The following is a 14,832-nucleotide window of genomic DNA, read 5'->3' on the forward strand; positions in this document are numbered from 1 at the left end:
AAATATTCATGAATTCGAAACCACGTCTTTCTACATATTGGGTTACCTGTGCAGATGGACTAGAAACCTTACTGCAAGAAGAAATTCAAGGTTTAGGGATTCAAGATATTGAAAAATTTCCTGGGCGTTTAATTTTTAAAGGCAAACTCGAAGATGCATACCGTGTTTGTATGTGGTCACGTTTGGCTTCTCGTGTACTGACACCGATTCATGTTCATGAGCTTGAGTTTACCCATGATGCACGTGACGTTGCAGAAGAACTTTATGAAGGTGCGATCAATTTTGATTGGTCACTTATTTTTGCACCACAAAGTACTTTCGCGATTCGTCTTCATGTAGAACGTGATATTAAAGTCAATACACAGTTTGCGACTTTACGTGTCAAAGATGGTGTGGTTGATTCCTTCATGGAAGCTGTAGGTAAACGTCCAAGTATCGACATTAAACAGCCTGAAATTACACTATATGTACTTGCTGGAAAAACTGAACACACCTATTGTTTAGATTTATCTGGGGATTCTTTACATAAGCGTGGCTATCGTCGTTTTATGACAGATGCCCCAATAAAAGAAAACCTAGCAGCTGCTATCTTACAAAAAGCACAGCTTAAACAACGTAATCCAGAAATTATTCTCGACCCAATGTGTGGTTCAGGAACCTTTATTATTGAATCATTGATGATCCTGACTGATCGTGCACCTGGTTTAGTACGCCGTTTTGGCTTTAATGGCTGGAATGGACATGACCATGAGTTATGGATGTCGATTAAAGCTGAAGCAGCTGAACGTCATAAAGTTGCCTTAGAACAACCTTTGCCTAAATTCTATGCCTATGACGCAGATTGGGAAGCAGTAAAAGCAACCAAACAAAATATTATTGCTGCTGGATTTGAGCAACAACTGGATCAAATTCAAATTGAAGAGCGAACTTTAGCCGATTGGCCTGATTTCCAAGCAGAAGGAAAAACTTCATTTATTGTCACCAACCCACCATATGGTGAGCGTTTAGGGGAAAAGGCTTCTAACCGAGCTTTGTATCTGGGCCTATCCGCGCTTCTACAAAAGAATTTCCCCAATCAGCATGCTGCGGTTATCGCAGCTGCTGTTGAACAAGCAGATGTATTGGCGTTTAACAATCCACAAATTTTACGTTTAATGAATGGTAAATTACCAATTTACATTCGTTTTGGTGATATTAAGCCTGCTGCAGTGGTTAAACCTTTCCTTGCAGATTGGCAACCTCAACAATTTGAAAAAATTGAAGGTGCAGAAGACTTTACCAATCGCTTGCAAAAAAATATGCAAGCTTTAAAGAAATGGGCTGTAAAAGAAAATATTTACTGTTTACGTCTCTATGATGCAGATTTACCAGACTTCAATGTCGCTGTAGATTTGTATGGTGATCGTTTACATGTTCAAGAATATGCACCACCAAAAACCATTGACCCAGAAAAAGCCAAAAAACGTTTTAACCTTGCTTTGGCTTCAATACGTGCTGTAACAGGTTTAGGTCGTGATGCGATCTTTATTAAAACCCGTGCCCGTCAAGAAGGTAAAACCCAGTATGCAAAACAAAGTACAGCATCTAAACGTTTTATTGTTCAAGAAGGTAAAGCCAAGATTTTAATCAATTTGACTGATTATTTGGATACTGGATTGTTCCTAGATCACCGTCAAATGCGTCTGCGCATTGCAGCTGAAGCTAAAGGAAAACATTTCCTTAACCTATATAGTTATACCTCTACAGCAAGCCTACACGCTGCTTTAGGCGGTGCTGCAAGTACCACAAGTGTTGACTTATCCAATACTTATTTAAACTGGTCTAAAGAAAACTTTGTCTTGAATGGCTTAACGGTTGATCATCCTGATGAACAGCATCAATTTTTCTCAAGCGATTGTTTTGAATGGTTAAAAGAAGGTCATGAACAATATGACATGATTTTTATTGATCCACCAACCTTCTCAAACTCAAAGAAATTCTACGGTACTTTTGACGTGCAACGTGACCATATTTCTTTACTTAAACGTGCAATGAACCGTCTAACTACAGAGGGAACTTTGTATTTCTCAAATAACTACCGTGGTTTTGAGATGGATGAAGAAATCGATGCAATGTTCGATGTACAGGAGATCACCAATGAAACGATTGGCTTAGATTTCAAACGTAATCAAAAAATTCATAGAGCCTGGAAAATTAAACACTTCCCTGTTTAATTATGTTAGACCTCGGACTTATTTATAAGTCACGGGGTCAATTTCATGTCCTATATAAAGTGTAACGCGATCTTGGGTTGTAATTCGGACATCATGGCGTTGATATGGATTATAACCAACTTCGCTTATTCTATATTTTTCAAGTGGTTTTAAATATTTATCCCCAGGTTGATTTGGATCTGGGTCTTTTTTCTGCCACTCGAAATCAGTTAAAACTGTAGAATAAATTTCATCTTTTTTAGCATCATCTGACCTTTCCTGAGCAACTTGTTTATGCAAATTATTTTGCTCTTCTACAGGTTGTTGTGCATTTTCCTTTACAGCTTTAATAATAATAGGTGACAGTTTAACCACACCTACAGATTGCTCTGCAAGATCTTGATCATCTAATTTATCTGCCAATACCTCTACCGAACTGAATGCCATCAAGAGAAAACCGAATATTTTTAAATAATCAGATTTATCCTTATCTTTGATCCTCATGATCAACGTTTCCTTTCTTATTATTCCTCACTGAAAAAACTATCAATTTTTGACCGTTTTTTCAATAAATTCATGAAAAACCCGATAATAGGTAAAACCTAAATCAATACATATAAATATTTGATGATTAAAATAATATGATGAAAAGACTAGGCTATGCCGATTAGTGGTTTAGGATGGTTTATAAATCTATGCATTCCTATAGCTCTGGATGCTTGATTGGGGGATTAAACAGGCTTTAAACCTTTGCATCAATTCTACGATGTGTAGTGTTTTCCCTATTATGCGGAAAGTCTTAATGTGGCATTCTACTGCTCAATCAACCTCATCTCCCCTTCACAAGTGTTATCCATTAAGATTACTTACCTTTTGATCCAATGCTTACACTTATGTAGAACGCTAAAAAGTCCTAAAGCTTGCAATACCATACCTTATATTCAAAGTTTAAATACCTTTGCGTAGGCTATGTCTCACTTTTCGTAAGGGTTGCCAAACCTTACACTGTAAACAAAGCAGTGCTTTGTTTTTGCTCATGGACGGGGGTACGTCCTATACCCCCGCCCAACTGTGACATCCATGTCGCCCCATGATTAAAACAACCATCTATGATTCAAAAGTACAAAAAACGAATTGTTAACCAATAGTTTCTAAAAGTTCATTTAGAAACATAAGCTTCATTTATGATCAATGACTTGATGGAAACCACTTGTATGAGTAATTAGCTGGTTTGACTATATAACACGTAAAAATATAAATACTTCTCTACTAAAAAAGCCAACTACCTTGCGGTAGTTGGCTTTGGTTATACAGCTAGATAAATTAACTTAGTTTTAATTTACCAAAATTAAGTTGACCATGTTCAGCACTGATTAAAATGGTATCACCTGCTGTAAATTGACCAGCAAGAATTTGCTGAGCCAATGGATTTTCAACCTGTTGTTGAATCGCACGTTTAAGTGGACGTGCACCATATACAGGATCAAAACCAGCATCAATCAGAATATCAAAGGCCTGATCATCGACTTTCAACCCAATATCTCGTTCAGATAAACGTGAACGTAAGCGATTCAATTGAATATCTGCTATGCCACGAATTTGTGATTTTTTCAACGAGTGGAATACCACCAACTCATCGATACGGTTAATAAACTCAGGACGGAAATGTTGTGATACGGCATTCATCACCGTTATACGAACATCCTCATCACTAGCACCTTCACCGAGCTCACGTACATCACTTGAACCTAAATTCGATGTCATCACAATCACGGTGTTTTTAAAATCAATCAGACGGCCTTGTGAATCAGTTAATCGTCCATCATCCAACACTTGTAATAAAATGTTGAATACATCTGGATGGGCTTTTTCAACTTCATCAAATAACACCACACTATATGGTTTACGGCGTACTGCTTCAGTTAAAACACCACCTTCTTCGTAACCAACATAACCCGGAGGTGCACCCACCAATCGACTAACCGAATGCTTTTCCATAAACTCTGACATATCGATACGAATAATTGCATCATCACTGTCAAATAAGAAATTACCTAAAGCCTTGGTTAACTCAGTTTTACCCACCCCTGTTGGTCCAAGGAATAAGAACGAACCACTTGGGCGATTTGGATCAGATAAGCCCGCACGTGAACGACGAACTGCATTTGAGACAGCAACCACAGCTTCATCCTGTCCCACCACACGGTTGTGTAAAAAATCTTCCATATGGAGTAATTTTTCACGCTCGCCTTGTAGCATTTTTGATACAGGAATACCAGTTGCAGCACTGACTACTTCTGCAATTTCATTTTCAGTCACTTTGGTACGAATCAGTTTCGGTTCTTCATTGACTTCCGCTACCTCTTCCTCACTCAAGCGTTTTTGCAATTCTGGAATCACCCCATATTGCAAACGACTTGCTTCAGCCAAATCACCCTCACGTTGCGCTTTTTCAAATGCAGTACGGGCTTTATCAAGTTCGATTTGCGCCTGATTTGTACCATCCACTAAACGCTTTTCAGCAATCCAAATTTCTTCCAAATCACTATATTCTTTTTCGACATCTGCAATTTGTTTTTCCAAATGCTCAACTTCAGCTTTGCTGACTGAATCTGCATCTTTTTTTACCGCCTCCAATTGCATTTTTAACTGGATTAAACGGCGGTCTAAACGGTCAAGTGGCTCAGGTTTAGAGTCAATCTCCATTTTAATACGTGATGCTGCTTCATCAATCAAATCAATCGCCTTATCTGGCAATTGGCGATCTGTAATATAGCGATGTGACATTTTCGCCGCTGCAATAATTGCAGAGTCGAGAATTTGCACACCATGATGTGTTGCATATTTGTCTTTGAGACCACGCAAAATTGCAATGGTATCTTCAACACTTGGCTCATCTACCAAAACTTTTTGGAAACGGCGTTCCAAAGCTGCATCTTTTTCAATGAATTGACGATACTCATCCAGTGTCGTTGCACCCACACAACGTAATTCACCACGTGCCAATGCAGGTTTTAACATATTACCTGCATCCATCGCACCATCACCCTTACCTGCACCAACAAGCGTATGTAGCTCATCAATAAAGAGAATGATTTCACCATCAAACTTCGCTAGATCCTTGAGTACTGCTTTTAAACGTTCTTCAAACTCACCACGGTATTTTGCACCAGCCAGCAATGAGCCTAAGTCTAGCGATAAAACACGCTTACCTTTTAAGCCTTCAGGCACTTCACCATTGATAATACGTTGTGCCAGACCTTCAACAATCGCCGTTTTACCTACACCAGGTTCACCAATCAATACAGGATTATTTTTAGTACGACGCGACAACACTTGAATAGTCCGACGAATTTCTTCATCACGGCCAATCACAGGATCGAGTTTACCTTCCGCAGCACGTGCTGTTAAATCTATGGTATATTTATTAAGTGAATCTCGTTGATCTTCATGGTTATTTGCCATAACTTGTTCGCCACCTCGAATATTTTCAATTGCTTTGCGTAGTTTGTCAGTCGTGACACCTACGCTTGTTAACAATGTTTTGGTAGCACCTGTTTCAGCAAGTGCCAAGATTACCCAATCAGTAGATAAAAATTCATCTCCTGCTTTTTGAGCAAAGCTATCTGCCAAATTAAGCGCACGTACAGCTTCTGGATTTAAATTAATATCTCCAGTTGGTGTTCCAATTTTGGGCGCATCTGTTAAGGCTTTTTGCAGTTTTGTTTTTAACTCAGGTAGATTGGCGCCTGACTGTTGCAAAAGACTAAGATTAGATGGTTCTTCCAATAAAGCGGAAAGAATATGAATACCCTCAATTGCGGTATTATCATTACCCATTGCCTGAGATTGTGCATCAGATAAGGCTTGCTGCAGGCGGTTCGTAAATTTTTCAAATCGCATTCTTGTTATTCCTCACAACAAATTTTGTACTTGAATAATAAATGGGAACGTTTTTTTCGATTTCAATAGCAATAATGAATTAATTTATATATTTTTCAAAAACTTACCAAAATACTTAGAATGGATTTCAGTATTAATATCTGTGCTGAAACGTTATTTTTCAAGTAAGCTTATGGAAAAATATAGAGAATTAGTTTTTTAAACGTTTGTATTTTCAACGATATGCTTTAGAGTAAGGAGTATTGAGAGATTTTAGTATAATAACAATGTTGACTTTCGGTAAATCATTATCTGTATTAATTGCAGTATCTGCACTGTATGCCTGTGGCTACAAATCGCCAAATAGTGAAGAATTTCCCCACAAACATATCCAGCAATTAACACCGAATATATCAGGCATAGAATTCACATGGTTTAAAACGTCTGATGACATGAATAGAAAAGCCCTCAATGAAAATTTTATTGTTTACAATTGCCCTGAAAGTCATATAAAACAAAATCCTGTAAAGAATTTTAAAATATGTACTTATGATCTAAATCATGATCAACAGATTCAGCCTCATTTCATTGCTGCACAAACAAATCAATTGATCGATCAAATTGTCGCCTTAAATCACAATCACTTTCTCATCACTATAAAAACCTTTCAATCTGGTGTGAATAATCCAATGCAAGCTTATTTATTCAATGCACAGACACAAAATTTAACGGCCATGACTTCGTTTTCCTATGCTGCATTTTCTCAGACAATTTTAGAGCAAATGGTGCAAGAGAAAACATATCAAAAGAAAGTCTTAGAATATGACACAACAGTTTATTTTGATCCTCAATATATTTCGGCCAAAGCAGCCGCAGAAGCTCAAAAAGAACATAAACAACAGCAGCAATCTGTAATCAAAAATTTCAAAGATATTTTTAGAGACAAGCCTGAACAACCAAAACGTGATTTTTCACCAGATGATTATCCTGCTCAACCTGCCGAACCTTTTAATTTAAAACTCATTCAACAATTAAGGCTCTATCTACAACAGCACCAAGCAGAATGTTATTTAATTCTTGAACACGAAACACGGCTCTTAAAAACACCTCAAAGTTATCTCTATAGTCGCGATTTTTCCAAATTTCTGCCACAGTTGAAAGATGAGATAAGACTGCCTGAATGCAAAAAGCCAGTAGAGTTACCCACTGTAAATGCCAAATATCTAAAATATCAAAGTATTGATGATGTTCAAGGTTCAGGAAATCATTATATATTCTGGTTTACACCTATTGGCTATGACGTATTTGAAATCAAACAACATGGGCAAAATAAACAATTTAAGCTGCCCATTGACACTGCTTGGATATATCAAATTAGAAATAAACTGATCATCTCGGTTGATCAAACTTACTACATCATTCCACTTTCTTAATGAAGCATTTTAACCTCATAAAATTTTAAGCTACACAACCTATTAAGCTTTCAATGCACTTACACTTCTGACTTGGTTGCAGAACTTTGAGAAACTGCGCTATTCGCTGCGACATTTTGGGTAATCCATACATTTCCACCGATTACAGCACCCTGACCAATGGTAATACGCCCAAGAATAGTTGCACCTGCATAGATCACCACATTGTCTTCTACGATTGGGTGACGTGCATATTCTTTCTGTAAACGCCCAGAATCATCGATTTCAAAACGTTTAGCGCCAAGCGTTACGGCTTGGTAAATTCGCACATTTTTACCAATAATACAGGTTTCACCAATCACCACACCTGTACCATGATCAATAAAGAAACCTTGATCGACTTGTGCGCCTGGATGTATATCAATGCCAGTTTTTGAATGTGCAATCTCAGCAATTAAACGTGCCAACAGTGACAAGTCTTTTTTATAAAACTCATGTGCAATTCGGTGGTAAATAATTGCCAAAATACCCGGATAACACAATAAAACTTCATCGACACTTCGTGCAGCTGGATCACCATCATAGGCTGCAATCACATCTGTATCTAAAATTCGGCGTAGATCTGGTAATTTTTGTGCAAATTCACTGACGATACTTTGTGCCAATACCTCAATTACGTCGGCATTTTCGTTGTGCTTTTTATATTTATAATCATAAGTTAGATTAAGTTTGACTTGCTCCAATAATGAGTGCAAAGTTTTCTCAAGTGCATGTGCAATATAAAAATTTTCACTTTGTTGGCGTAGATCAGGTGGCCCTAGTCGCATAGGGAACAAGATACCACACAGATCATTCATGATTTTCTTAATTTCATCTTTTGAAGGTAATTCCCTACCGCCAAAGTCTTTTAAGCTTTTACGTTGAGTACGCCATTCATTACGAGCTTGTTGTAGCTCATCCACAATATTGGGGATATTCCATTGGGTCATATATTTACCTACTGAAATGACTTTTCACAATCCATGCGCTTAACATGAAATTTTATTATTCACTTTGAATATGTAAATACTATTTTATTAGCAATCTTGTAGATAAACATTCTTCGTATAAAGATATCTTTAAAAATCATTTAAATCTTATTTCAAAATAAGAATAAGCAATTCAATTTTTATTAATTTATTGAATATATAAAATCATTATAGTTGTTATCAATACATCTGATACATCAAGACTTAGATGTAATTCTAAGTTTGAAGAAAGGCAAATGAAATGACGAGTTTAAATCAACAACACTTTACCGAATTAACAACGGCTCAAATTGAAAATATCTTTGAACAAGCAAAACAACGTGTTGAAGATCATTATTTAGAATTTACGGGAACAATTTTACCTCATGAAGCATGGGCATTGTTTAAAGCGGGTCATGTGGTGATTGTCGACGTACGCACCAACGAAGAACGTAAATTTGTCGGCTATGTAGAAGATACTATTCATATTCCTTGGGCGACAGGAACTGCGCTGAACCGCAATCCACGCTTTGCCAAAGAACTTGAAACTAAAATTGGAAAAGACAAGATCATTCTACTGCTTTGTCGTAGTGGCAAACGTTCCGCAGCTGCTGCAAATGTGGCTTTTAATGCGGGTTTTGAAAATATTTACAATATCGAACAAGGCTTTGAAGGTGACCTTGACGAAAATGATCATCGTGGTTCTTTCAATGGATGGCGTTTCCACAACTTACCTTGGCGTCAGGAATAAGGCTCTTGCTTTATTCCTCTTATGAATTTTTATAAGCAGTTGATAATGATTAAAAACGCTCTTAATTAGAATCAAATTAATGCAATAAATACCGGTCACAATTAAACACCAATAGCAAAATTCTTACTTTATTGGAGATGATAAAAACAGCATTTTTAAATCAGATGAGTAATCAATAAATTAATTTCCAATACCACCAAGGATTAAAACATGGCTAAGAACCAAGAAGTCACACGCCAAGCGCTAAATGATCAAGCAGCCCGTCAACTTGCCAATGCGACAAAAACAGTACCGCAACTCTCCACCATTACGCCACGTTGGCTAACACATTTATTGCAATGGACCCCTGTTGAAGCAGGTATCTATCGGGTCAATAAAGTCAGCAATACCGATGATATTCAGGTGGCTTGTACACAACGTGATGAAGCAACACTTCCACAAACTTTTGTCGACTATGAAGTTAATCCACGTGAATACTTTTTAAATGGTGTTTCCACAGTTCTGGATATTCATACTCGTGTTTCTGACTTATATAGTAGTCCTCACGATCAAATCAAAGAACAGTTACGCTTAACCATCGAAACCATTAAAGAACGTCAAGAAAGTGAATTAATCAATAATCCTGAATACGGCTTATTGGCAAGTGTTGCAGATGAGCAACGTATTTCCACTTTGACAGGTGCACCCACACCAGATGATTTTGATGATTTACTACGTAAAGTTTGGAAAGAGCCAGGCTTCTTCTTAGCACATCCCGATGCGATTGCAGCTTTTGGACGTGAATGTACCCGTCGTGGTGTTCCACCACCAACCGTAAGCCTATTTGGTTCACAGTTCATCACTTGGCGTGGTATTCCACTGATTCCTTCAAATAAAATTCCAGTTGAAGATGGCAAAACCAAAATCATCTTGTTACGCGTTGGTGAAAAGCGTCAAGGCGTTGTTGGCTTATTCCAACCAGGTCTTGCTGGTGAACAGGCACCTGGCCTATCTGTACGCTTTATGGGCATCAATCGTAATGCAATCGCCTCTTACTTAATCTCCTTATATTGTTCTCTTGCTGTGTTGACAGATGACGCACTCGCTGTGCTCGAAGATGTGGAGGTAGACAAGTACCATGACTATCCAACAACTTACAAGTAATCAATCTACTCCAGATATTTCTTCTGATCATATTGCTGATGCACCCATCAGTGAATCTGTCATTGCACAATTGGCTGCTGAATTTTTTTCAGCTTTACCCAAGCAAAACCCACAAGGTTTTAACTTTGATATACCCGATCAACGATCTCAAGGTATTAGTCACCAACCACAGCCTAAAGACCCAATTACTGCTTTGTCTGGGCGTATACCTGCCATTGTGCAACAGGCAAATTTAAACCCGGATTCTACACATCACTATGTAGAACCGACCGCCGACCATCCTGAGCGTAGAATTCTATCTTCTTCGCCCATTGTTGGTGGTGCAAATACTCCTGATCCATTTGCTGTCGGACAAAAGCTAGATTTGTCATTGAATCCTACACCAATCACACAACAGACAGCACCATCAAACCTAACAACGACTGCGCCACATCAAGCTCAATCGAGTTATTACTTTTTGGATCTGCCTCATCCTGAAGTTGCCAGTGCCCAAACAGTCAATACAAATGTGGCTCAAACTGATGTGCTTAAAAATCCATATGCGTTTGATCATTATCATGTGACAGATGACCAGCAATTAAAAAGTGTATTACAAGATCGTAATGACAAACCTGCAACAGCAGCGTCTGGTTATTATTTTCTTCAATCACCTACCATTGAAGCTGTTCGTCCGCATTCAGATGTGCAGATACCAGCGAATGCTCAGAACTATCAACCCATTGATATTTTGCAAATCCGTCGGGATTTTCCCATCCTACAAGAAAGTGTAAATGGTAAGCAATTGGTTTGGTTGGATAATGCAGCCACCACCCATAAACCTCAGGCGGTCATCGATCGAATTTCATATTTCTATCAACATGAAAACTCGAATATTCACCGCGCAGCACATGAACTTGCAGCACGTGCCAGTGATGCTTATGAGCATGCCCGGGATGTTGTGGCTCGCTTTATTGGGGCCGCTTCAGCAAAAAATATCGTCTTTGTTCGAGGTACAACAGAAGGTATCAACTTAATCGCAAAATCGTGGGGTAAGCAGAATATTCAAGCGGGAGACGAAATTATTGTGTCCCATCTTGAGCATCATGCCAATATTGTGCCTTGGTACCAACTCAGTAAAGAAACTGGTGCAAAACTCCGTGTAATTCCTGTAGATGATACTGGTCAGATTCAGATTGAGGAATTTGTAAAATTGCTCAATCCTAGAACCAAACTGGTTTCGATTACACAGGTTTCTAATGCCTTGGGTACTGTAACGCCTACTCAAGAAATTATTGCATTGGCGCATGCAGCAGGTGTTCGAGTTTTGATTGATGGTGCTCAGTCTGTTTCGCATATGCCCACCAATGTTACTGCCTTAGATGCCGATTTCTTTGTGTTTTCTGGGCATAAAGTTTTTGGCCCAACGGGTATTGGCGCTGTTTATGCCAAGTCTGAATTACTTGATAGCATGCCTGTATGGGAAGGCGGCGGAAATATGATTCAGGATGTGACGTTTGAGAATGTGGTCTATCAACCTGCACCAAATAAATTTGAAGCAGGTACGGGGAATATTGCAGATGCTGTTGGCTTAGGTGCTGCTTTAGAATACGTAGAAAGTATTGGAATCCATAACATTGCACGTTATGAACATGACTTGCTTGAATATGGTCAACATGCACTACAAAGCGTTTCTGGACTACGCCTGATTGGTACTGCATTAAATAAAGCCAGTGTGATGTCTTTTACACTGGCAGGCTATGAAACGGAAGAGGTCGGGAAAGTACTCAATCAATATGGTATCGCCGTGCGTACTGGGCATCATTGTGCCCAACCGATCTTACGCCGTTTCGGTGTTGAACGTACTGTACGCCCTTCTCTTGCGTTTTATAATACCACTGAGGAAATTGATTTATTGGTTTCAGTATTGCATCAACTCCGCCGTGCTAAACCTTATAAATCCTAATTTTAAACTTTAGCTTTTAAAGCTTAGTTTTTAAGTTTTAGTTTTCAAAGACTTTATTGATCGATCATAATCACATGCTTAATTAATTAGGCATGTGATTTTTCGAGGTGACGATTGTATGATCTATTTTTGAATGGGGATGCGTAATTCATCCAATTAGTGAAAATATCCCCTCAATTCGATAAAACGATACACTACAACAAAAAAATTAAGCCGCTATTTAGTTTAAATCAGGTTGATTTACCATTATTTTTATCAACCTATTTTTGCAACATTTTTAAGACTATATTACTCATAACTTTAAAAGTAAATATATCGGCTGTACCTGTTAGTAAGGACAGTAATTTTTAACGGACGTATCATTCCCAAATTTTTTACTAATATGCTGAGCCCATATAGCGCGCTTTTTATCCAGCCATTGCAATGTTTCAACATCTACTAAAGAAGGCTTGGGTGCAAAGGATTTATAATCATTGATGAATTTTCCCATCCAACAATAGCCAAAGAAGTTTTCAGACATCATCTTGTCTTCGAGATTGTAAATAGGGAATAGCTCTTTCTCATAACTTTTTAAAAAATAAAGCTTGGCTAATGATGATTTATAAATTGCGTCAGCCATCGCATTTTTCTTAGTCGTGTCAGCTAATCTATAAATAGGTGTATCAATATTGATAAATACATCACTTGTTTCTACGTATTTTTGAATGTCTTTTTTTGTTATTTCATTAGCAGAACATCCTATCGATACCAGTGGTATTAATATTAGAGTTAAAAATTTAAATTTCATAATTACCCACTTCCTTTATTGTCAAACTGCTTCAAGTCTACAACAGAACCTTCCCCCTTATACGTTCCATCTCCTGTTAACTGTTTTAACATTCCCGAATGATAATCTTCATTAAATATATTTTTAAATGTGGATCTGTTTACATATAGAGGACAATGATTATTTTCAGCCAATTGCCGAAGATGTACTATGGTTTCTGGAACAGTAATATTTTTTGCAATTCCTATTACTGCCAATACATCAAAAAAACTAAATCCTGTTTTAAGTCTGATTGAAAAGGTTTGTTTTTGAAATTGAGCAACTAATTTACTGGCTTCATGCATTGAGTGTTTCCGTACATACTGTTGAAACTTTACATACATCATAGTGTTGAAGGAAAGCTTATTAATCATTCCATCACCAAATTTGTTTATGTCATATTCCATACCAAAACGTAAAGCCAGTAGAAACTCTACTTTATTTGTGCGTTCCAGCCTTTGCCAATGATCTTCGTCAAAGAAAAAATTGTAAGGCGCAGCAATGTAGTAATTACCAACTTTAAACGCTGGATTACACGTTACAGAGGGATAGTTACAAACTTCAACATCCCTAGGAAACATACCCTTATCAGTTACAATAACGTCAGCCATAATTTTTTACCCTAAGTCATCATCTAGTGGAGGCATTGGTTTAGAAAGGTCATAAATTATTAGCTCTACCTGTTCCTCTTGATCACCTGAATCAATATGAACTGTATTTCCATCTTCATCAGTTTTCCCCTCAATAACTTCACCGTTTGCACGTTTCAATTGGTATGGAAAATCAACTAACGGTTTCTGAGTAGCTTTATCTAACAATTGGTGTTGCAAACCAAAATTTGTTGAGATTACTTTATCTATAAAGCTATTTTGTAAAGGCTCTTTTGAGCTTGAAGAACTTCTATAATTCTCACCTTGGCTTGTTCCAACAACATGATCTTGTTTAGGTAAAATTTTAGCTCCACAAGTCAATAAGTCATCAACATAAGCAACAGCTTTGCCATCCATAATAATATGATCATGGCTTTTAACAATTTCAGACCAACATTTGCACTTAGGGCAAAAGTGACCATCTCCAGCACGTAGAAATAGATTTCCCATTTGAGATGTTCGTTGTTGTGTTGCTTGAATGATGCCTCCATGATTTGTCATAGAGTTATGAATTGCAAAACCTTTAGTCATGATTAAAACCATCTTGGCACAAAAAGCCTTCAGGGGCCTTATCACCGATAAAGATATTTATAGCTACAGAGTTATTAGGGCTATCGACAATCTCATCACCATTCTCTAAGTGGCTTCCTACCAATGCAGCGGACTGACCATTTATAAGACAACCCTTGCCAGCACCTGAAATGATTTTAGAAATTGTCCCATCTGCGTAAATAGCATCGTCACCAACTAAAGCAATAGGCAATCCACCTATTCGGCTTTGCAATGCAGTCGCTTTAACTAACCCACCATTTTTGGTTTTAGCCCCATTTACCGCAAGGTAATAGATCTTTTTGGGTCTGTGTCGAAAATAAAGCTGCTCTGCTTTTATTGTTTGCTTTATGTCTTCTTGAGACATCTGCTTTAACTGCTCAATTGGTAATTCATGTAAAAATTTAGGTTTCGTCATACTGAGGCCAATTATTGTTATTGAATGAAGAACATAGCAATTGAAACATAAAACCAACTATTAAGACAAATTTAATAGAAT

The 14,832-nt window shown here is 37.6% G+C and carries 12 protein-coding genes; 5 read left to right on the top strand and 7 right to left on the bottom strand.

Going from position 1 to position 14,832, the window contains the following annotated elements:
• Positions 1-8 precede the first annotated feature (8 nt).
• Positions 9-2,213 (top strand): bifunctional 23S rRNA (guanine(2069)-N(7))-methyltransferase RlmK/23S rRNA (guanine(2445)-N(2))-methyltransferase RlmL, encoded by a 2,205-nt coding sequence (rlmKL, locus tag ACG916_RS05480; protein ID WP_336953105.1) that lies wholly within the window; start codon positions 9-11, stop codon positions 2,211-2,213.
• 18 nt (positions 2,214-2,231) lie between these two features.
• Here rlmKL and ACG916_RS05485 read toward each other — a convergent pair whose 3' ends face one another.
• Both ACG916_RS05485 and clpB read right to left on the bottom strand, forming a co-directional pair.
• Complete coding sequence (locus ACG916_RS05485) at positions 2,232-2,696, bottom strand: hypothetical protein (RefSeq protein WP_336953107.1); 465 nt, start codon at positions 2,694-2,696, stop codon at positions 2,232-2,234.
• A gap of 819 nt (positions 2,697-3,515) precedes the next feature.
• Complete coding sequence (gene clpB, locus ACG916_RS05490; RefSeq protein ID WP_336953109.1) at positions 3,516-6,095, bottom strand: ATP-dependent chaperone ClpB; 2,580 nt, start codon at positions 6,093-6,095, stop codon at positions 3,516-3,518.
• Between the two features lie 266 nt (positions 6,096-6,361).
• On the opposite strand from clpB, the gene ACG916_RS05495 reads away from it, so the two are divergent.
• Positions 6,362-7,507, top strand: coding sequence for a hypothetical protein (locus ACG916_RS05495; protein ID WP_419327390.1), 1,146 nt, complete (start codon positions 6,362-6,364; stop codon positions 7,505-7,507).
• Between the two features lie 59 nt (positions 7,508-7,566).
• Here ACG916_RS05495 and epsC read toward each other — a convergent pair whose 3' ends face one another.
• Positions 7,567-8,475, bottom strand: a complete 909-nt coding sequence (gene epsC, locus ACG916_RS05500; protein ID WP_419327389.1) for a serine O-acetyltransferase EpsC — start codon at positions 8,473-8,475, stop codon at positions 7,567-7,569.
• Positions 8,476-8,755: 280 nt separating this feature from the next.
• Between epsC and ACG916_RS05505 the strand changes: the two genes are divergently transcribed.
• The 3 genes from ACG916_RS05505 (at position 8,756) to ACG916_RS05515 (ending at position 12,329) form a co-directional block, all read left to right on the top strand.
• Positions 8,756-9,244: a rhodanese-like domain-containing protein gene (locus ACG916_RS05505; RefSeq protein ID WP_004721117.1), complete on the top strand. Its 489-nt coding sequence runs from the start codon at positions 8,756-8,758 to the stop codon at positions 9,242-9,244.
• Between the two features lie 210 nt (positions 9,245-9,454).
• Entirely contained in the window at positions 9,455-10,387 is a 933-nt protein-coding gene (locus tag ACG916_RS05510) for a family 2A encapsulin nanocompartment shell protein (RefSeq protein WP_004721119.1), read from the top strand.
• Positions 10,362-12,329, top strand: coding sequence for a family 2A encapsulin nanocompartment cargo protein cysteine desulfurase (locus ACG916_RS05515; RefSeq protein WP_419327388.1), 1,968 nt, complete (start codon positions 10,362-10,364; stop codon positions 12,327-12,329). The genes ACG916_RS05510 and ACG916_RS05515 overlap by 26 nt, the downstream gene beginning before the upstream one ends.
• Positions 12,330-12,657: 328 nt before the next feature.
• Here ACG916_RS05515 and ACG916_RS05520 read toward each other — a convergent pair whose 3' ends face one another.
• The 4 genes from ACG916_RS05520 to ACG916_RS05535 are packed head-to-tail and all read right to left on the bottom strand — an operon-like array spanning position 12,658 to position 14,751.
• Positions 12,658-13,116, bottom strand: coding sequence for a hypothetical protein (locus ACG916_RS05520; protein WP_333667274.1), 459 nt, complete (start codon positions 13,114-13,116; stop codon positions 12,658-12,660).
• Positions 13,117-13,118: 2 nt separating this feature from the next.
• Positions 13,119-13,745: a hypothetical protein gene (locus ACG916_RS05525; RefSeq protein WP_335954936.1), complete on the bottom strand. Its 627-nt coding sequence runs from the start codon at positions 13,743-13,745 to the stop codon at positions 13,119-13,121.
• A 6-nt stretch (positions 13,746-13,751) separates the two neighbouring features.
• A complete protein-coding gene (locus ACG916_RS05530; RefSeq protein WP_335954937.1) occupies positions 13,752-14,315 on the bottom strand; it encodes a PAAR domain-containing protein in 564 nt (187 codons plus the stop codon).
• Complete coding sequence (locus tag ACG916_RS05535; protein ID WP_336953118.1) at positions 14,308-14,751, bottom strand: PAAR domain-containing protein; 444 nt, start codon at positions 14,749-14,751, stop codon at positions 14,308-14,310. Before ACG916_RS05535 ends, ACG916_RS05530 begins: the two co-directional genes overlap by 8 nt.
• Between the last annotated feature and the right edge of the window lie 81 nt (positions 14,752-14,832).

This window comes from Acinetobacter legionensis, assembly GCF_048552295.1.
GTDB lineage: Bacteria > Pseudomonadota > Gammaproteobacteria > Pseudomonadales > Moraxellaceae > Acinetobacter.